14 protein-coding genes are annotated in these 20,512 nt (G+C 50.9%); all 14 read left to right on the forward strand.

What is annotated here, in order from left to right:
• Window positions 1–191: 191 nt before the first annotated feature.
• Window positions 192–11,876 (forward strand): retention module-containing protein, encoded by an 11,685-nt coding sequence (locus AC2UZI_RS01550; protein WP_486942070.1) that lies wholly within the window; start codon window positions 192–194, stop codon window positions 11,874–11,876.
• A gap of 174 nt (window positions 11,877–12,050) precedes the next feature.
• Entirely contained in the window at window positions 12,051–12,761 is a 711-nt protein-coding gene (locus AC2UZI_RS01555; RefSeq protein ID WP_486942071.1) for a transglutaminase-like cysteine peptidase, read from the forward strand.
• A 67-nt stretch (window positions 12,762–12,828) separates the two neighbouring features.
• Complete coding sequence (locus AC2UZI_RS01560) at window positions 12,829–14,832, forward strand: bifunctional diguanylate cyclase/phosphodiesterase (RefSeq protein WP_486942072.1); 2,004 nt, start codon at window positions 12,829–12,831, stop codon at window positions 14,830–14,832.
• 266 nt (window positions 14,833–15,098) lie between these two features.
• The gene (gene rplN / locus AC2UZI_RS01565; RefSeq protein ID WP_077734081.1) at window positions 15,099–15,467 is read left to right on the forward strand and encodes a 50S ribosomal protein L14; all 369 of its coding nucleotides are present in this window, start codon (window positions 15,099–15,101) and stop codon (window positions 15,465–15,467) included.
• Window positions 15,468–15,479: 12 nt separating this feature from the next.
• Window positions 15,480–15,797, forward strand: coding sequence for a 50S ribosomal protein L24 (gene rplX, locus AC2UZI_RS01570; RefSeq protein ID WP_486942073.1), 318 nt, complete (start codon window positions 15,480–15,482; stop codon window positions 15,795–15,797).
• A 10-nt stretch (window positions 15,798–15,807) separates the two neighbouring features.
• Window positions 15,808–16,347 (forward strand): 50S ribosomal protein L5, encoded by a 540-nt coding sequence (gene rplE, locus AC2UZI_RS01575; RefSeq protein WP_486942074.1) that lies wholly within the window; start codon window positions 15,808–15,810, stop codon window positions 16,345–16,347.
• An 11-nt stretch (window positions 16,348–16,358) separates the two neighbouring features.
• A complete protein-coding gene (gene rpsN, locus AC2UZI_RS01580) occupies window positions 16,359–16,664 on the forward strand; it encodes a 30S ribosomal protein S14 (RefSeq protein ID WP_486942075.1) in 306 nt (101 codons plus the stop codon).
• A 10-nt stretch (window positions 16,665–16,674) separates the two neighbouring features.
• A complete protein-coding gene (gene rpsH, locus AC2UZI_RS01585; RefSeq protein ID WP_486942076.1) occupies window positions 16,675–17,070 on the forward strand; it encodes a 30S ribosomal protein S8 in 396 nt (131 codons plus the stop codon).
• Window positions 17,071–17,081: 11 nt separating this feature from the next.
• Entirely contained in the window at window positions 17,082–17,615 is a 534-nt protein-coding gene (rplF, locus tag AC2UZI_RS01590) for a 50S ribosomal protein L6 (RefSeq protein ID WP_486942077.1), read from the forward strand.
• A 21-nt stretch (window positions 17,616–17,636) separates the two neighbouring features.
• The gene (rplR, locus tag AC2UZI_RS01595; protein ID WP_486942078.1) at window positions 17,637–17,990 is read left to right on the forward strand and encodes a 50S ribosomal protein L18; all 354 of its coding nucleotides are present in this window, start codon (window positions 17,637–17,639) and stop codon (window positions 17,988–17,990) included.
• Window positions 17,991–18,005: 15 nt separating this feature from the next.
• A complete protein-coding gene (rpsE, locus tag AC2UZI_RS01600; protein WP_486942079.1) occupies window positions 18,006–18,527 on the forward strand; it encodes a 30S ribosomal protein S5 in 522 nt (173 codons plus the stop codon).
• A 3-nt stretch (window positions 18,528–18,530) separates the two neighbouring features.
• The gene (gene rpmD, locus AC2UZI_RS01605) at window positions 18,531–18,716 is read left to right on the forward strand and encodes a 50S ribosomal protein L30 (RefSeq protein WP_486942080.1); all 186 of its coding nucleotides are present in this window, start codon (window positions 18,531–18,533) and stop codon (window positions 18,714–18,716) included.
• 20 nt (window positions 18,717–18,736) lie between these two features.
• Complete coding sequence (rplO, locus tag AC2UZI_RS01610; protein WP_486943689.1) at window positions 18,737–19,171, forward strand: 50S ribosomal protein L15; 435 nt, start codon at window positions 18,737–18,739, stop codon at window positions 19,169–19,171.
• 11 nt (window positions 19,172–19,182) lie between these two features.
• Window positions 19,183–20,508, forward strand: coding sequence for a preprotein translocase subunit SecY (gene secY, locus AC2UZI_RS01615; RefSeq protein WP_486942081.1), 1,326 nt, complete (start codon window positions 19,183–19,185; stop codon window positions 20,506–20,508).
• Window positions 20,509–20,512: the final 4 nt, after the last annotated feature.

Genomic DNA, 20,512 nt, shown 5'->3' on the forward strand with positions numbered 1-20,512 from the left:
TTTTGGTTTTTACGCCACACAATCGTTAACAATTGTGAAGATAACCCTTAAAAAACCGCTGACTGTCGTCGGCGCCAATACCCCTTTGCTTCATCAAATTTTATGATTGATAGCAATTTGTCATCTTTTCGGCATGCGCGCGTGAGTTTTCTCCGCCAAACAGCCAGTATTTCGCAATGGAGCCTAGTCAAATGGCTATTGATACAGTTTTAGTTACACAAGTTACCGGTACCGCATGGATACGTCAGTCGGATGGATCGCTTACCGCGATACGCGAAGGGATGCGTGTACCGGCTAACGCTGAAATTGTCACTGATAATGGCTCTACCGTACAGTTGCAAGCCGACGGTATGCCCCCGATGACGGTGGGTGAAGGTCGTGAGTTTGTGGTCAGCCCCGAGTTAGACAACGATGATATCGACCCCGCCGCGCAAAGCGTGGCGCTGCCGGCCGACCCTGAAGCCGCGCGTGTGCTCGCTGCCTTGCAGGCTGGTGATGACCCTTTCGAGGTACTTGACCCAACCGCTGCAGTGATCACTGGCGGGGGAGATGATGGCGGTAGTAGCTTTACGCGCTTGTTAAGCATCGTGGAGACAACACGACCGTTAGCACTTGAGTACCCGCGCCCCGATTTGCCCGGGCGCGACATTCAGCGCTTGTCAGGCTACGCATCGAACAACGACCCTGAGGCGTTGTTGTCGAATGGCCTAACGCTAGCCCAAATTAATGATGACAGCGAAGTTATTGATGGCTTGAACATTGGTCAATACTTCACCGATGCCGATGGTGATGTGCTTAGCTTTAGTGCCACGGGCTTACCTCCTGGCCTTAGCATCGACCCCGTTACCGGAATTATTAGCGGCACCATCGACCGTAGTGCCAGCCAAGGCGGCACCAATGGCGTGTACACCGTTATCGTGACGGCGACGGACCCAGTCGGCGGTACAGCGAACCTTACCTTTACTTGGACCGCGCTGAACCCACCACCTGTTGCCGAGCGCGATGAAGGCACGACCGAAGAAAATACGCTGCTTGAAGTTACGAAAGACAAGGGCTTATTGAGTAACGATAACGACCCTGACGGCGATGATTTGGTTGTTACTGACATCGAGAACGAAGACGGCATCCGCGTATCGGTCGGTACCCCCATTGCAGGCAGCAACGGTGGCACCCTAACCGTTAACCCCGATGGCAGCTACAGCTTTAATCCGGGTACGGACTTTGATTACCTCGCCGACGGCGAAAGCACCACCGTCACATTCACCTACACCATCAGCGATGGCGAAGGCGGAACAGACACCGCACAATTAGTGATTACCGTGACAGGTAGTAATGACGCGCCTGTTATTGTGGGTGCGGACGATAGTGCCACCATCACTGAGTTACCTGAAACGCATCCTAACGAAGAAAATTACGAACACGTTCAGACTGGAGAAGTACGTTTCTCGGATGTGGATGCTGGCGTAATTTCAAGTGCCACTCACACACCGACTGTGACACCTGCCACGTCGAATACAACGTCGTACGGAACCTTAACGGCTTCCGTTACCGCCGATGGCGTTGTGACGTGGACGTTTACTGTGCAAGACGCCGATATTAACAGTCTGGCAGAAGGCCAAAAAGAAGTTCAGACCTACACCATTACCATCACCGATGAACATGGTGCGACGGCCGAGCAGCAAGTCACCATTACTATTGAAGGTACTAACGACGCGCCAACGATCACTAGCGATGCGACAGAGCACGCTGGTTCGGTAGTTGAAGATGCAGCGGAAGTTACCACTACCGGTCAGTTGGCTTATAACGATGATGATAATAACGTTCACGATAGCCAAACATGGAGTCTGATTGGTGACGATGGTGAGCCCACGAAGCCTGATACCTCTGATGTACACACCGTTCAAGGGATCTACGGTTATCTTGAGCTAGGTACGGATGGCAAATGGACCTATCACCTTGATAACGACCGCGCTGCAACCAATGCGCTACAGCAAGGTGAAACCGCTACTGAGACCTTCACTGCTCGTGTCACGGACAAGCCCGGCGCTTTTGCTGAGCAGGATATTGTGATCACGGTTACAGGTAGCAGTGCTGGTGCAACGATTACGCCTGACGATAGCAATGGCAGCGCACAAGGTCACATCACCGTTAATGAAAAGGGCCTAACAGGTGACGACACCTCCCATATCACTAACGGTTCGATCAAGGTTAGCGCTGACGACGGCTTAGCGTCGATCACGATTGGCGGGCAAGAGTTCACTTTAGACGAGTTATTGGCCTTATCTTCTACTAGCCCATCGGACAAGATTGACGTCGGTCACGGCACAATTACCTTAACCGGATTTACCGGAGGTGACTTGGTGGACGGTGAGCCGACATCAGGCACGCTGAACTTTACCTACGAGCTTGGTGATAACCGTGAACACGGCCAGCCCACTACCGGTACTGATAGTGCAAAAACAGTTACCGTTGACCTGAAAGTAACCAGCGTAGACAGTCCAACCCGTCCCGGTCAAACCAGCACCGGCACATTGGTTATTGAAGTGCTGGATGACGTGCCTACCGCTAAGGGTGATGTAAACAGTATTTCGGAAGACGGTGAGGTAGAGGTTTCCGGCAACGTTATTCTGGGCGACGGTACGAATAACCCTGATAGCGGGACGGACCGCGTTGGTGCCGACGGCGCAACCGTTGTAGGCGTTCAAATTATTGGCGACAACGCCAGCGCCAAAGACGTATCCGAGTCGGGCATCACCACGCTTAAAGGTAAATACGGCACGCTGCTAATTGGTAAAGACGGCGGCTACGTTTATCAGCTTGATAACGACAACGCCGAGGTGAATGCCCTTAAAGATGGCAAACAGTTGGTGGAAGAGTTCACCTACACCTTACGTGACGGCGATGGGGACGAAGCCTTTGCGGATCTGACCATCACCATCAATGGTAATACCGATGGCACACCATCCATTACACCGAGCGATGAAAACGCAAGTGTAGATGGCAACATCACCGTCCAAGAAAGTGGTCTGGTAGATGGCGACAACAGTCACATTGCAACCGGCTCCATCGCTATTACAGCGGGTGACGGCTTAGCGTCTATCACCATCGGTGAAGGTACCGAGGCTAAGAGCTTCACGCTGGCAGAACTTCGCGACCTGATTAACAACTCTGCAGAGATTGACTTAGGTCACGGCACCATTACCCTAACCGGATTTACCGAAGGTGATTTGGTAGGCGGCGTGCCGACATCAGGCTCGCTAAGCTATACCTATGAGTTGAATGCGGAGCAAACACACGACAAAGCAACGCAGGACGACGCTCGTAATTTTGACGTGGAACTTAGCGTCACGGATGCTGGTAACGAAACAGAAACAGGCTTGTTGGTTGTTCACGTCAAAGACGACTCACCAACCGCCAACGACGATACCGCTACGGTATTGGCAGGCGAGACATTACTAGACGGTATCGCTGACAGTTTTAACGTGTTGGGTAATGATCGTGAAGGCGCGGACGGAGCAACCGTTACGCAGGTTACGGTGACATTAGCAGACGGAACGGTAAGCACGGTTACTGTGCCAACCTCTGGCGCTGCTACTACGATTGGCGGTAAGTACGGCTCCCTAACGATTCAGGCGAATGGTAGCTACAGTTACGCTCGCGACATGACGAAACCCGGCGGTGGTGCATCAGACGTGTTTAACTACACCATCACGGATGGCGACGGTGACCCAGCTACTGCAGCCCTGACCATTAGTATTGTCGATGCACCGGTAAGCATTACTGACCTGACACCGGCAGCTGATGGTGGCGATGTGGTGCTCGATGAGAAGCACTTGGCTGATGGAACGGATCCGGTAGAAGCTGAGCTAACGAAAGTAGGTACCTTTACGGTTAGTGCGCCTGACGGTATCGCTGACCTGAAGATTGAGGGGAAATCAATCTTCTCCAGTGATGACGGTTATGTAGGCGTCGAGGTGGAAACCGTACATGGGAAGCTAACGATTACTGGCTTTAATGAAAATACGGGCATCGTATCGTATAAGTACACTCTCAGCGATAATCAAATCCACGATCAGTCCGCACAACAAGGCGAAAAACTGTTTGATGAGTTCGCCATTGAGCTTAAAGACCTGGACGGTGACACCGCTACAGGTACCTTAAGTGTAGCCATCATTGATGATGCGCCTACGGTAACAGTGACTGGCACTGTGGGCACTCTGGAAGTGGATGAAACTGTCCTCCATACCACTGGTAATCCGGTTACTGCTTCTGCCGATTTTGAGAAGGCTTTCGATATTAAAGAAGGAGCCGATGGTGCAACTACCGTATACAGCTTGGAGCTCGGCGCCGACGTCAACAGTGGTTTAGTGGATACTGCGACAGGTGAATCGGTAACTTTAAATCAGGATACTAACGGCCAAATCAGCGGTACAAGCGTGTCGGGGGGGCTGGTTTTCACCATCTCCATTAACTCGGACACCGGCGAAGTCACCTTAACGCAGCATCGCGCGGTGAAACATGACAACATCTCGGATCATAACGACCAAACCACCCTTACGGCTGGCGCAGTAAAAGTCGCGGTTACAGTTACGGATACGGATAACGACGTTGCGACAGGATCGATTGATGCAAGTACATCCTTTGTGTTCTTGGATGATGGTCCGTCCATTAGCCTAAAAGAGGTGGCTTTAGGTGAAGTGGTGGGTGAGCTACGTACCCGCGACGCAGACACAAAAGGTCCAGATAATAAAGGGACCGCTTCCGCCAACTTCGCTGCCGTGTTCGCCATCGCCGAATCCGACGCCGGTGCGGATGGCTTGGGCGGCATCGAGTGGACTTACGACCTAGGCGTCGTTGCAGGTGGAGTCTCCGGCTTAGCGAGTGGCGGTCAGCCTATTACGCTAAGCGTGGTAGACGGTGTTGTCCATGGGAAAGTGGGCGCAACGCCCATCTTCACTGTTTCGGTGAATGCCGACGGCGAAGTCACGTTGACACAGTTTGGTCCTATTGATCATCCAACAACCGATCACGCTGAAATTATTAGTCTCGCAGCCGACAAAATCACCTTAACCGGCACAGCCACCATCACTGATGGTGACGGCGATACAGCGGTTGAGCATAAAGTGGCCCAGATAGGCGAATTAATCTCCTTTAAGGATGACGGCCCGTCTATTGGCAACCCTGCGGATGCTGTGGTTTACGAAGCAAATCTGGCTCATGGTAGTGCCGACACTGATGCGACTAAAACAACCGTAACCGGTAGCTTAGCCGTTGATTTTGGCGCAGACAATAGCGATACCAAAGACACGCAGTTCACGCAAGAAACCATTGCGGAACTGCAAAAGTTGAACCTGAAGTCCGATGATAAGGTTCTTAGTTACGAGATTGTGGCTGGTTCTAACGGGCACGTATTAACCGCCACAGCCGGCGGTAAAGCGATCTTTACCGTTACCATCGAAAACCCCTCAACCAATCCAAGCTATAGGTTTGAGTTGCAGGGTGCGATCGACCATCCAACAGATGGAGCGGGTAACACCGTTGAAGACCGGGAATTACACTTTAACTTCACGGTCACGGATGCGGATGAGGACACGATTTCAAGCTCCTTTACCGTGAACATTAAGGACGACCCGGGTCACGCTGCGACGCATTCGATCGAAGTTGATGAAGACGGCTCGGTTGAATTCAACACCTCGGCTGATGGCACAAATACCAACATCAAAATTGGAACAGGCACGGATGCCCCTATTTACGGAACTGTTAGTGTAGATAGTCAGGGACGAATCACGTATATGCCTAAAGAGCACTTTAGCGGACCGGATAGTTTTACGTACACCACAATCGAAAATGGTGTTGAGACCACCACGACCGTTCATGTCACTGTTAAACCCATAGCGGATACGCCTACTTTTGCTGTGGATGCAGATTCTGTTACGACGAATGAAGACGTAGCGATTGCATTGGGCCTGAAAGCGCCTGAGGTAACAGACAATAAGGACTGGTCTGATGAGAATGATGGTTTTGATAACCCAGAGTTATTAGGTGTTATCACACTTAGCGGCTTCCCCGAGGGCAGTACCTTATTGTTTGGCGGTCAAGAGTCTGGTGTACCTGCCACGGGTACGGTCACCATTGTGTTAACCGATGGGCCGCATACTTCTGTAGCGCTAAATGATGCCAACGCCCTGAAGATGACCACGGCAGAGTTTGAAGCGATGCAAGTTTTGCCGAAGGGTGAAAGCAACAAAAACTTCACCGTAACGGCAAAAGTTACTAGCTACGAAGTCGATTCCAGCGGTGCCCCGTTAGCGGGTGTACCCGGAGCCGAAAACTCAACCTCCGTACAGGTAACCGTCAAAGCAGTCACAGATCCCATTAAGCTGGAGTTCAATCATAATGGCACTACGGCTAAGTCCGGCGAAATTACCAGCGATGAGGATGAGCCGATTAATTTAACGTCATACCTGAAAGTTAGCTTCCCAGATGACTATGAAAATGGGCGTGGTGGTGACGGCATCGGCGGCCCTGACACAGATGGCAGTGAAGATCGTTGGTTTGTTATCAGTGGCTTGCCCGAGGGTAGCGTGATTAAAGTAGTTGATGACGCTTACACCGCTGGTGCAAATGGCGTTATCACACTGCCTCCAATGGATTCGCTAAGCACGTCTACTGATGTGCCAAGTATTACGTTGACACCGCCCAAAGACTTCAGCGGAACAATTGAAAAGATTACCGTTACGCTCCATGCACAGGATATTGATAAAGACGGTAGTAGCGAAAACGGGGCCGTTGAAACCAGCTCCATAGACCTAAGCTTACATATCAACCCAGTAGCGGGCGACGTGGCCGCTCCTAACGTTACAACGAAGGAAGATAGCGCTGTTAAGTTCATGGTCGGTCTGAAAGTTACCGATGATAATAATGATGCGATTAATAGCAGTGCCGCGACAGATCCTGAGTCAGGGGAAGTCATTACTGCTATTACTGTTAAAGGCATTCCAGAAGGCTGGGTGCTTAAGGACGCTGATCAGCAAGAGATCACACTCACTAAAGTGGGCGATACCTATGAGTTTGAGGTGCCTCAAGGTGTTGTTGATGCGAAAGGCTGGGGCGGTTACACCCTAACTCCGCCTGCGCATAGCAGTAAGGATGCAAAAATAACGCTTGATGTTACGAGTGTTGACACAAATATGGTTGATGGGGAGGTTGTAGTCAGTGATCCCGTCATTAAGTCATTGGATGTGAAAATTACCGTTACGCCAGTGGCCGAGGTTGTGGGTGGTGATAGCGATGGGGACAAAACTGTCGACCTGACAATGACCCCCGGCTTCAACTACAGCGGTAAGATCGCGGGAACAGAAGATGCTTTCTTTAGTTTGAATGCTGGAGGCTTCGATTTAAAAGCCGGATGGGCGAACCAAGACGGTAAGTCTGCCGACGGCGCACCACAAGGCGCTGATGGCGGCACAGAAAAAACCTTCGCTTTACTGACACCTGTACTGGTACACGGCGTAGCCGGTGAAAGTGCGAAAGGGTCGCAGTTCAAGTACACCGATGCTGCGGGTAAAGTACACACCCTGATTTATAACGGAGAAGATGCCATTGAAATCCCAATGGAGTTCTTGGACACCGTTGAGTTCATGGCGCCCCCGCATGTTTCAGGAACGTTTGAGATCGAGGTTCAAGCCAAAACCGTGGACTACGATTTCGATGATCCGTCGGTTACGCACGAAGCGATTTCAGGTAACGCAAAGCTAGAAGGTATCTTTATCGCTCCTGTAGCTGACCCTGTCAGCTTAACGACTATCGGTGCGCGAGGCCTTGAGGACAGTTTTATCAATTTGGTGATCAAGCCACACAGTGCCGATCCTACCGAGACCTTTAATGTCAAAATCGATGCTATCCCTAATGAGGCTGCGCTTGCGTATGGTTCAGGTAGCGACCGCGTAGAAGTGAGCGTGGATGCCGAGGGCAATGTTACGGTGACCTTAGCGGATAACGCGGTTTTAACCGGTACTGATGCAGCAGCTAAGTTAGCCGAGCTAAAACTGGAAGTGAGTAAAGGTGCTGAGAAAGGCGACCCATGGAGCCTGATCATCAATGATTACGACGCGGCTAACAACCCCGCCGTCAAACCACCTTTAAATAGCAACAACGACTTCACGTTGAAGGTTGGAGCTCAATCGGTCGACGAAGCAGCGACGTCTGAAACGGAAACCCAGACAGATCATTCTGCGTGGAAAGAGCAGGACATCACCGTCCGCGTGAAAGGTGTGGCTGATGAGGCTACGGTCGAACTTACAACGCAGCCTGGTGGCGCACCGGTAACGGTGACTGAGGCGGTCGCTGAAACTGATGGCATTCTTCTATCTAGCTTGGTGAAAGGCATCACCTCCACCGATACCGATGGTTCAGAAGCCGTTTCTGCACGGTTAACCGGTTTGCCTAAAGGCTTTACGGTAGAAGGTGGTCGTATCTTCACCCGCGGCGAAGGCGAAGCGCGTGAGTGGATTATTCCAATCAATGAAGACGGCTCCATTCCCGACACCGTGAAGATCAAAGCACCTGAGAATTACAGTGGCGAGCTGACCTTCCAGCTGGTGCCGGTGACCACAGAAAACGATGGTGATTCACAGACTTCTGCACCGCAAGATGTTACGGTTCACATCACCCCAACGCCAGAGGCGACGGTAAGTCTTGACTCTTCCATTGAGGAAGACGTTGGAGGCTTGATCGACTTTAGCGTGTACCAGCCTGAGGGTGAGAACGAAGCGTTGACTGCGGTTTGGATTAAAGCCAGCGATATTAGTGGCTTTGAGTTGACAATTGGTGATCCCGCCAAAAAACTTGCAGAGTTGGCTGCGGATGACAATGTGTCTGATGTAAATTGGGGCACAGGCGACTATGATGGCTTCATCAAAATCACTGGCCCTGCAATCAATCAAATCCACGCTAAACCGGATGCGAACTTTGCCGACAACCTGACAGGTCAAGACAAACTAAGTTTTGAGTTCAAAGCTGAAATCACCGATTACAGTGATGAAGGCCCAGATGCTACAAACCCTGTGGTTGGACCTGTTACTGGCGTAATAGATGGCACCCACACGCTGAACGTGACTCCTGTTACGGATGAAGTAGCGGTAGCGCTAGTCGACGAACCTGACACAGTCGATCTGGCACAGAGTTCGGTAAGCCTGAATATCGTGTTGACCAAGCAACTTGACGCTGACGCGGGTAATAAGGCAGACGTAGACGGCAGCGAGCAGTTTGTACAGTTTCTGGTCAAAGCGCCTGAGGGCTTGTTGCTGGATGGCATGACGGTTGATGGTACTTCGTTTAATAACGTCAGTTATATCGGCGAAGGCCAGTGGGTGCTACATATACCTGCTGATGCGTACCCCACCTTCTTAGCACAAGGCGGTAGCGATGGCTCGATTAACGCCACGCTTAACTTCACCCCAACCGACTTCTTAGGCACAGGGGATAAAGAAGTCTCCATTACGGTGGTTACGCAGGATGCAGGCGCTGCAGGGCTTAAGAACGATACCATTACATGGAACTTCGAAAGCACAGGGGACGGTCCCGGTAGTGGCGAGCTGTCGTCAATCGAAAGAGTTAACTACACTTCTAAAAATTACATAGCAGAGGAAGACAAGCCCTTCGTCTTAAGCGATGTGTTTGATCTGACGGTAGACGTGCACAAAGGTACAGATAGCGCTGCCAACCTGCATTTCTCGCTGGTGCTGGATAACATACCCGAAGGCGCTGACATTACGTGGACAGGGTCTGAAGGTAGTGTGTCCATCACCCAGATCACTGGTGAGGATGGGGCCGAGCGTTGGGTTATTACCGGCACGGTTAGTGGAGCAGACGATACGGCTAAAAATGATGCGTTAGAAGCATTGTTGGGTGATATTACTGTTGAACTGCCCGAACACTGGAATAACAACGCCAGCACAATCGGCGGCTTCGAGTTGGATGTAACGATTACCGGTTATCTGGATAACGGTAGCCAGAAAGTGACTGAAGCTGATCCTACTCTGGTACCGGTAACCCCTGTTACAGATGCGGGCGATATCAGCATCAACTTCCATGCACTTGATGCTAATGGCAATGTCATTAAAGATGATGATGAGAACCCCATTCATGCACAGGAAGGCAACCCGATTTTGATCAGTCTGGATGTAAGCAGTCCTGATGATCATGGCGCGCAGACGTTGGGCGACACCTTGTACTTCACTTTGGATACGGATGGCTTTACCGGTGGCACCTTGACGCATAACGGTCAACCTGTCGATAAAATCACGGTTACGTCTGACGATGTAATCGGTGGCATGGAGGAAGGGCAGGAGTATTACGTTATCCGAGCCGAGGCGGGCGCTACCTTAACGGCGCCTATTGCATTGGTTTACACACCGCATGAAAATGATTTGTACAAGGGCGGCAAGGATGGCGGTTCGCTGAATGTAAAAGCGTGGGTAGAGCACACCGAAGCGGGTGCAGCAACTCCGAAAGTAGCAGAGGGCGACAGTCAGACCGTTTACATCGATCAGGTAAACAATGACTACAAGTTTGGCGCTACAGGTGACACGGTTATTGATGGCGATACCGCGACCGTAACCGGTAAGGAAAACTCGAGTGGAACGGGCAATATTCCCTTGAATATTTCAGGCTCGCTAACAGATAGCGATGGTTCTGAAGTTGTGCACTCGGCGGTGTTGAAAGGCGTGCCCGTTGGCTTCCTGATATTTGTCGATGGACAGGAGGTTAAGTTAGCCGAGAACACAGGGACGACTGATGATGGTACTAACACATGGTCAATCCCGATCGGTGCTGATGGCAAGCTACCCGAAAATATTGCCATCCAGCCGCCACAAAACTGGAGCGGTACTTTAAAGGGTATTCAGCTTTCGGTGTTAAGCGGTGAAAAGGCCTTGGACGATGTCGCAGAAACTACCATCAATATTATTATGGTCGTTGAACCTGTGGCAGACGGTATCGAGCGCATGCAACCCGCCTTGGTCTTTGGTCAAGAAGGAGAGATTGTCGAACTACGCCTTAACCTGACGATGAATGACAACTTGTCTGCAACGGTACCCGGTGCAGTCGATGAGTCAACGGAAACGGTTTCGCTTCGTTTGACAGGTTTGGGTGAACATGCGGCGTTCTATGTGCGGGACATCGACGGTAATCAGGTACTGATCTCTGAAAGTCACATTGACCGTAACGCGGATGGTAGTTATGTCCTGTCGGGTCTCTCCGAGGATCAAGCAAATAGCTTAGGCTTTATTCAAGCCCAAAGCGCTGTGAGTGAAAATGGAAAAATCAAGGTTGAAGCTTGGACAGTAGACGGTCAGGGCGACAAGGCAAGCGATCCGTCTGCATCAACGCCTGAGCACGAGTTTGATCTGGAGCTAAGACCCCAAACAGCACCTACCGCTGGCAACGACGAGAACTTGCTCTTCGACGGCTCCACCTTGCTTGATGGTGGTGCAGGCGACGACACCGTGTGGCTGCGTTTCGATGAAGACATCGATTTTGCTACCACTGAAGGCGGGACGTTATTCAAAAACATCGAAACTCTCGACCTGACTCGTGAAGGCTTTAATCACAAGCTCAGTAACCTAAGTGCCGATGACGTGCTGCAGATGACCGATGGTCGAAACACACTCACGATTAAGGCTGATGATGGTGACATCATTGATTTGGCCGAAGGTTGGGTTCTTTCCGATGATTCAGATAGAGATAATGGAAGGGATGTGTATGTCAGCACTAATGCGAATGACAAGGCTGAGCTTCATATCGAAGCGGATGCTGAGTTTTTACGTAAAGTGGCAGAGTCGTTAATGACAAAAACAGACGGTTCGAATGGCTAACACCTAAGTCTGACTCACCCTAAACCAAGGCACTTTTGCATAGTGCCTTATTCAGCGCCTCGCGACCTATTGTGGGTTGCGAGGCGTTTTTGTTGTAAAGGTAGTGTCAGGCCAGCTTGGCTGGGGTATAAACCAGTAACGATAGCGGTAAATACTTTAGGTATAGCGCCGTTAATGTTATTTACCCTTGGCGTTTACCTATTCTTGCCTATGCTGCTTTTGTTGAACCATCGCATCAAGTTGCTCGCTGCCGTTTTGGCGTTGGCGTTGATGCTGTGTTTCACGCCATGGGTACAAAGTCAGTTTCACTTCGACGAGACGCAGCTTCGACGCACAGCAAAACAAAAATTTGATGCGTCTGGCCTTAAGAATGTAGAGCGCTGGTTGAGCCTGCAAACGCACCTTGATGGGGTGCCCGATGCGCAATTATTAAAGGTCGTTAATGACTTTTGGAACACCCATGTTTTGGCCGGAGAAGACAGTGCCATTTGGGGGCAAAAAGACTATTGGGCGACGCCACTGGAAACCTTAGGGCGACGTATGGGCGATTGTGAAGACTATGTCATTGGTAAGTACTTCTCGCTAATTCATGCGGGCATGCCGTCAGAGAAGTTACGACTGATCTACGTGCGCGCGCAGGTAGGGGGGCGCAGTATTGCACACATGGTGCTGGGCTATTACAGTCAACCCAATGCCGAGCCGTTGTTGCTTGATAATCTAACCAGTTCCATCCGACCCGCCAGCCAGCGTCCCGATTTAACCCCAGTGTTTAGTTTTAACTCGCAAGGTGTCTATGTGGCAGGGGCGGCGCCTGCATCGGTGGATAGCATTGGTAACTGGCGGGGGTTATTGGTGAAGATGCGCAACGAGGGGTTTAGGCCATGAGCAACTGGATGAAGCTAGGGCGAGCAATTTCCGCCTCATTAACGAGGCTCGTACACGTAGGAAGACCATGTCGTTACTGAAACACCTGCTATTAAGTGTCACCGTCATTATCCTGACTATTCTTCTGGGTACGGGGTGGTTTAGTGTGGACTCGGCGCGGCAATACTTAAGCACCCAGTTGCAAGCGCAAAGTGATTCGGCCGCCACCTCTTTGGCTCTCACCTTATCGCAACCTGCCAACCAAGACCCCGTAACGCAAGAATTACTGGTGTCGGCGCTTTACGATACAGGGCAATTTCATCGCATTCAGTTAATGGATACGTCCGGCGAAAGTATCGTTGTACGCGCACAGCCCGAGCGCACGGCTCAGCGCTCCGTTGCGCCCCAGTGGTTTAGTAATGCGTTGCCCATTCAGCATTCGGCGTCGGTGGCGCATGTTAGCGATGGTTGGAGGCAGTTGGGGCAAGTCGTGGTGCAGGCCGATGCGGCGTATGCGCGCGACACGCTCTGGTCAAGCTTTTTACGGGTGTTTACGTGGGTGCTTGTGGCGGGTCTGGTGTGGGCTTGCGTTGTCATTGTGCTGATACGATGGCTCCGCCGTGCCTTGCGTGTAGAGGTGGCCGATCGTGTGGCTGGGATGTTAAATGAACAGCCCGCCACGACGAAGCCTGCCCGCTCACGGTTTGCCGAGCTCGACGCCGTTAGCCAAACCATCGACGATGTACAAAAACGCGTGTTAGCAACCTCTCAAGAGCAGCATGCTCGTATCGAATCCCTTGAGTTCGAACTTCATCGTGACGAGGTCAGCGGCTTAGCAAATCGTCGTTATTTTGTGAATGAGTTACGCAAAGCCTTAAGCTCAGAATCACAATCTGAACAGAAGGTGGGCGGCCACGTTTTACTGTTTAGACAGCGAGATTTGGCGGCGATTAGCACGGTCATGACCCGAATGAATGTGGATGCATGGCTGCGTAATGTAGGAGATCAACTTAGCGAGACCTTAACGAAGAATACGACCACACCTGCGCAATTGGCACGTTTGAATGGGTCTGATTTTGTGGTGTTATTGCCCAGTCTTGAGGGGCCCGCTGTGTCGTTGTTCGCACAGCAGCTTAAGACCTGCTTGCTACAGTTGCGCGTTCAATTGCCAAGCGGGCAGTTTTGTCGCTGGGCGATGGCGCTGACGGATTACGGGGTAGGGGACACGTTGGCCATGGTGCTAGGGCGTTTGGATCAAGCCTTAATGTCAGCCGAAAGTGCAGGCCACACCGAGATTGAGTACCTATCGCGTAGCGCGAGTTTGCACAGCGCGATGGCGCAGGGGGTGGGTGAAACGCAATGGCGAGAGCTGATTCAAGACGGTTTGGCTCAAGATGCGTTTACGCTTGCCGTATTGCCGCAACCATTGGTCGATAGCAATACTACCGAGCCACATTATGAAGCCACATTGATGCTTCGACGCCCTCACGCTGACGGCGCTCAGACTGCACCTGAGGCCTTAACGTCTGATGCCTCCAGTATTTCTGCCTACCTTTTTATGCCGGTTGCCGTGCGGCTTGGCTTATCCGCGGTTTGTGATTTACGTGCCGTTAAGTTGGGACTGGATTGGCTAGCCCATAACGAAGGCCGTTTAGTGTTACGGGTATCCGTGCCGTCAATATTACAGGCCCGTTTTCTTGAAGAGCTTGAAAACGAATTAACGCAATCCAAGGTCGCGGCAGGCCGTCTCTACCTTGAGCTTGATGCCTATGGCGTGGTCAGTTACACCGAGCCTGTCGCGCACTTCGTGCAGACACTTACTGGCTTAGGCGTGCAGTTTGGTTTGCGCCGAGTCGTCGAGCAGCCCACAGCGCTTCAGTTTTTACACCGTTTTCCGATTGCTTATGTGCGGATCAATGCCGACTTTGTTCAAGAGCGCTTTGATGGCGTCGGTGGACGCGAATTAGCCTTGGCCACGTTTAAGACGTGTGCAGCTCTGGGTATCACGCTGCGATTCAATGTGGCCCCACAAGAGTTGCCACAGGCGATTCGCTCCTTGTTGCAAGAAAGTACTGTAAATCCAACAATTTAAGCGATTAATACTTGCGTTAAGGGGTTGGTTTCAGGTACTATTGTTGACTTACTTGTCTTTGGGGGCGCACAAGCCCGCACGTACAAGTAAAAAATAAACGTTTTGTCTCTCGCAAGATTTCAACCCAGGGTTCGGCGGATAAGCCATTTCAGCACAATGCTTGGTGTGGTAGAAGCGTCGAATCTGACGGGACCAAAACTGGTTGCGTTGTACTGTAAGCTATCTGCTCTCGGGGAAAACGCGGTTAAGTTGGAACAGGAAAAATCATGATTCAAATGCAGACCACGCTTAATGTGGCCGACAACACAGGTGCGCGCTCCGTTATGTGCATTAAAGTGTTGGGTGGCTCCAAGCGCCGTTATGCCGCTATCGGTGACATTATTAAAGTCACTGTTAAAGAAGCGGCCCCGCGCGGACGCGTCAAGAAGGGCGAAATTTACAACGCTGTGGTAGTTCGTACTGCCAAGGGTGTTCGCCGTAAAGACGGTTCGCTGATTAAATTCGGTGGCAATGCTGCCGTTTTGCTAAACGCTAAGCTGGAGCCTATTGGCACTCGCATCTTCGGACCCGTTACGCGCGAATTGCGTACCGAGAAGTTCATGAAGATCGTGTCTTTGGCACCAGAAGTGCTGTAAGGAGCCGAGGATATGCAAAAAATCCGTAAAGGCGACGAAGTTATTGTGTTGGTTGGTCGCGATAAAAAGCGCCGCGGCACAGTGCTTAACGTTGGTGCAGACCGTATTTTGGTTGAAGGTATCAACGTAGTAACTAAACATGTTAAGCCAAATCCTATGGCTGGCACGCAAGGTGGATTCGAGAAAAAATCCATGCCTATTCATATTTCTAACGTTGCTCTCTACAACCCGGAATCGGAAAAAGCCGATCGCGTGGGTTTTAGCGAAGTCGACGGCAAGAAAGTGCGTGTATACCGCTCCAACGGCAAAGTCGTTGGCGCGAAGGCTTAAGGGGCAAATCATGGCACGTTTACAAAATTACTACCGTGAAAAAGTGTTGGCCGAATTGCAAGGTAAATACAATTACGACAGCGTAATGGAAGTACCTCGCATCACGAAGATTACCCTGAACATGGGTGTGTCTGAAGCTGTTGCCGACCGCAAAGTTATTGATCAAGCCGCAGGTGATTTGGCAAAAATTTCTGGTCAAAAACCAGTAATTACCAAAACACGTAAAGCGATCGCTGGCTTTAAAATCCGCGAAGACTACCCAATTGGCTGCAAAGTCACATTGCGTGGCCGTCGCATGTACGAATTCCTGGATCGTCTGATTGCCGTGGCACTGCCACGCGTACGTGACTTCCGCGGTATTTCGGGTCGTGCGTTCGATGGACGCGGTAACTTCAACTTAGGGGTAAAAGAGCAAATCATTTTCCCTGAAATTGAATACGACAAAATTGATGCGGTTCGTGGTTTGAATATCAGTATCACCACAACTGCCAAGACCGACGACGAAGCAAAAGCGCTGCTTACAGCCTTCAGCTTCCCGTTCCGTAACTAAGGGGCGATGACGTGGCTAAACTTTCACTCATCAATCGCGATATTAAGCGCGCTAAGTTGATCGAAAAATTTGCTCCTAAGCGCGCTGCGCTGAAAGCAATCATTAACGATCAATCAAAAACCGACGAAGAGCGTTTTCAAGCTCGTCTGGAGCTTCAACAGCTTCCACGCAACTCGAGCCCATCTCGCTTGCGTAATCGTTGTGTAGTTACAGGCCGTTCGCGCGGTGTATACAAGCAATTCGGTTTGACTCGTCACAAAGTCCGTGAAATGGCTATGCGTGGTGAGATTCCGGGTATGACCAAGGCCAGCTGGTAGGAGAAAACACATGAGCATGAGCGATCCAATCGCCGACATGTTGACCCGCGTTCGTAACGCTCAAATGGTCAATAAAACGTCGGTTAGCATGCCCTCCTCGAAGCTGAAAGCAGCCATTGCTGCTGTGCTGAAAGACGAAGGCTATATCGAAGATTTCCAAATCGTTGGCGAAGCCGCGAAGCCTGTATTGGAAGTTAAACTTAAGTACTACGCTGGCCAACCAGTTATCGAGCGCATTGACCGTGTGTCGCGCCCTGGTTTGCGCGTCTACAAAGGCAGCAACAGCATACCTCAAGTCATGAATGGCTTAGGTGTTGCTATCGTGTCTACGTCTCGTGGCGTAATGACCGATCGCAAAGCTCGCGCAGCCGGCGTGGGTGGCGAAGTTCTTTGCTACGTGGCATAAGGAGAATATCAATGTCACGTATCGCAAAGTACCCCGTCGCACTGCCTAAAGGCGTAGAAACTACCATTGCAGCCGATCAAATCGTTGTTAAAGGTCCATTGGGTACATTAAGTCAGTCCTTGACTGGCGATGTAAACATCGAGCTAAACGACGGTCAGCTATCCTTTGCTGCAGCCAACGATTCCCGCCAAGCTAACGCCATGGCCGGTACAGTTCGTTCACTGGTTAACAATATGGTGACTGGTGTTAGCGCTGGGTTTGAGCGCAAGCTTAACTTAGTTGGCGTGGGTTTCCGTGCACAAGTTCAAGGCACAGCTTTGAAATTGCAGCTTGGTTTCTCGCATGATGTTATTCACGATCTACCTGAAGGCGTAAAAGCCGAATGCCCTACACCTACAGAAATTATTCTGAAAGGTTCGGACAAACAGGTAGTTGGTCAAGTTGCCGCAGAAGTTCGTGGTTACCGTCCACCAGAGCCTTACAAAGGCAAGGGTGTACGTTATGCCGACGAGCGCGTCATCTTGAAAGAAACCAAGAAGAAATAATCGCACAGGCAAGGACGAATTATGGATAAGAAACAATCTCGTTTGCGTCGTGCAGTGGCAACTCGCAAGAAAATCGCCGAGTTACGCGTACATCGTTTGGCGGTTCACCGCACGAATCTGCACATTTACGCCAACATTATTTCGCCAGAAGGCGACCGCGTGCTCGTTAGCGCTTCAACGCTCGAGCCCGAAGTTCGCAAAGAGTTGGCCAACGGCGGTAACACCGCTGCGGCTAGCATTATTGGCAAACGTGTCGCCGAAAAAGCGAAAGCGGCAGGTATTGAAACCGTCGCATTCGACCGTTCTGGCTTCCGTTATCATGGCCGCGTCAAGGCGCTGGCCGACGCCGCGCGTGAAGCCGGCTTGAAGTTCTAAGCAAGGAATTGTCAAATGGCTAAAGCACAAGGCAGACAAAATGCCGATCAAGAGCGCGACGACGGCCTGCGTGAAAAAATGATTGCGGTTAACCGCGTCAGCAAAGTCGTTAAAGGTGGCCGCACCATGAGCTTCGCTGCACTAGCAGTAGTAGGCGATGGCGACGGTCGTATCGGAATGGGTAAAGGTAAAGCACGTGAAGTGCCAGTGTCCGTTCAAAAAGCTATGGAACAAGCTCGTCGTGGTCTGTTCAAAGTGGCTTTAAAAGACGGTACGTTACATCACACTGTCGTAGGTAAGCACGGTGCCTCTACCGTACTTATTTCGCCTGCAGCTGAAGGTACTGGCGTTATTGCTGGTGGCCCAATGCGCGCGATTTTCGAAGTAATGGGTGTACGTAACGTGGTTGCTAAAAGCCTAGGCTCAAGCAACCCGTACAACATGGTACGCGCAACGCTAAATGGTTTGCGTGCTTGCTCCACACCAGCTGAAATTGCGGCTAAGCGCGGCAAATCAGTTGAAGAGATTCTGGGGTAAATCATGGCACAGAAGCAAGTCAAGGTCACACTCGTGCGCTCTGTTATTGGTACTAAGCAATCACACCGCGACACCGTTCGTGGGTTGGGTTTGCGTGGTATTAACAGCAGCCGCGTTTTGGTTGATACTCCCGAGGTTCGTGGGATGATCCGTAAAGTGGATTATCTCGTGACCGTTTCGGAAGCCTAAAAGGAACCGGTATGTCGCAATTGCAACTAAATTCGCTAAAACCCGCGGCAGGTGCTAAGCACGCTGCACGTCGCGTGGGTCGCGGCCCAGGTTCCGGCTTGGGCAAGACCGCAGGTCGCGGTCACAAAGGTCAAAAATCACGCTCTGGCGGTTTTCATAAAGTCGGTTTTGAAGGCGGTCAAATGCCTTTGCAACGACGTTTGCCTAAACGTGGTTTTACGGCTCCTGGCGGCCATTTGCATGCCGAAATCCGCTTGTCTGACTTACAACGCCTTGATGTCGAAGAAATCGACGTTAGCGTGTTGAAGCAAGCAGGTGTAGTCGGTCAACTGGTGCGTTCCGCTAAAGTTATTAAGTCCGGCGAGTTGTCGCGCAAAGTGGTGCTGAAAGGCATCGGCGCTACAGCAGGTGCCCGTGCTGCGATTGAAGCCGCAGGCGGTTCGCTAGCTGAATAAAAGGGGTTACGGTGGCTAAAGCACAGGCACAGGGTAAAGCAGGATCAGGTCTCGGCGATTTACAACGTCGAATCATTTTCCTATTGCTCGCGCTGGTTGTTTATCGTTTAGGTACTCATGTTCCTGTTCCGGGTATCAACCCGGATGCGCTAACCGATCTGTTCCAACAAAACCAAAGTGGTATTTTGGGTTTGTTCAACATGTTCTCGGGTGGTGCGTTGGAACGTTTCTCAGTGTTCGCGCTGGGAATCATGCCCTACATCTCTGCATCGATTATTATGCAGTTGGCGTCGGCAGTAGTGCCTACGCTTGAAGCAATCAAGAAAGAAGGTGAGTCGGGTCGGCGTAAAATTACGCAATACACCCGTTACGGTACTGTTTTCTTAGCATTATTTCAGGCCGTTGGTATTTCCATTGCTTTGGAGTCACAGCCGGGGCTCGTTATCGATCCTGGTTTGTTATTCCGCTTCACCGCGATAGTAACGCTGGTTACTGGCACCATGTTTTTAATGTGGCTGGGCGAGCAAATTACTGAGCGGGGTATTGGTAACGGTATATCTATCCTGATTTTTGCTGGGATTGTAGCTGGCTTACCTAGCGCGCTAGGTGGGATGCTCGATTTAGTGCGTACGGACGCAATGTCGATTTTATCGGTATTGTTCATCCTAGTGCTTGTCGCCGCCGTTACTTACTTTGTTGTTTTCGTCGAACGCGGTCAGCGTCGTATTACAGTAAACTACGCGAAGCGTCAGGTAGGTAATCGTGTTTATGGTGGTCAAAGCTCGCATTTGCCACTTAAGCTGAATATGGCTGGGGTAATTCCTCCCATTTTTGCTTCATCGATTATTCTGTTACCAGCAACGATTGCTAGCTGGTTCGCTACCACGCCAGGCTTGGGTTGGTTACGTGATTTGGAAGCTGCGCTTTCTCCACGCCAACCGTTGTACATCACGCTCTTTTCAGCGTTGATTATTCTGTTTTGTTTCTTCTATACGGCTTTGGTGTTTAATAGCCGCGAAACAGCAGATAACCTCAAGAAAAGTGGTGCGTTCGTACCTGGCATTCGCCCCGGTGAGCAAACAGCACGCTATGTAGATCGTATTCTTACTCGCTTAACATTGGCGGGCGCTATCTACATTACGTTTGTATGTTTGGTCCCCGAGATCATGCAGATTCGCTGGAATGTACCGTTCTATTTCGGTGGTACGTCCCTGTTGATTATTGTTGTAGTTACCATGGACTTCATGGCACAGGCTCAGGCCTACGTGATGTCCCAACAGTACGACTCGTTGCTCAAGAAGGCTAACTTCAAGGGTTCGGGTATGCCAATGCGATAGATAG

It is taken from the genome of Paenalcaligenes sp. DL 463 (assembly GCF_057475185.1).

Bases quoted from the DNA above. Each gene is read 5' to 3' on its own strand.
- AC2UZI_RS01550 (WP_486942070.1), top strand. From the start codon at position 192: ATGGCTATTGATACAGTTTTAGTTACACAAGTTACCGGTACCGCATGG.
- AC2UZI_RS01555 (WP_486942071.1), top strand. From the start codon at position 12,051: ATGTTATTTACCCTTGGCGTTTACCTATTCTTGCCTATGCTGCTTTTG.
- AC2UZI_RS01560 (WP_486942072.1), top strand. From the start codon at position 12,829: ATGTCGTTACTGAAACACCTGCTATTAAGTGTCACCGTCATTATCCTG.
- rplN (WP_077734081.1), top strand. From the start codon at position 15,099: ATGATTCAAATGCAGACCACGCTTAATGTGGCCGACAACACAGGTGCG.
- rplX (WP_486942073.1), top strand. From the start codon at position 15,480: ATGCAAAAAATCCGTAAAGGCGACGAAGTTATTGTGTTGGTTGGTCGC.
- rplE (WP_486942074.1), top strand. From the start codon at position 15,808: ATGGCACGTTTACAAAATTACTACCGTGAAAAAGTGTTGGCCGAATTG.
- rpsH (WP_486942076.1), top strand. From the start codon at position 16,675: ATGAGCATGAGCGATCCAATCGCCGACATGTTGACCCGCGTTCGTAAC.
- rplF (WP_486942077.1), top strand. From the start codon at position 17,082: ATGTCACGTATCGCAAAGTACCCCGTCGCACTGCCTAAAGGCGTAGAA.
- rplR (WP_486942078.1), top strand. From the start codon at position 17,637: ATGGATAAGAAACAATCTCGTTTGCGTCGTGCAGTGGCAACTCGCAAG.
- rpsE (WP_486942079.1), top strand. From the start codon at position 18,006: ATGGCTAAAGCACAAGGCAGACAAAATGCCGATCAAGAGCGCGACGAC.
- rpmD (WP_486942080.1), top strand. From the start codon at position 18,531: ATGGCACAGAAGCAAGTCAAGGTCACACTCGTGCGCTCTGTTATTGGT.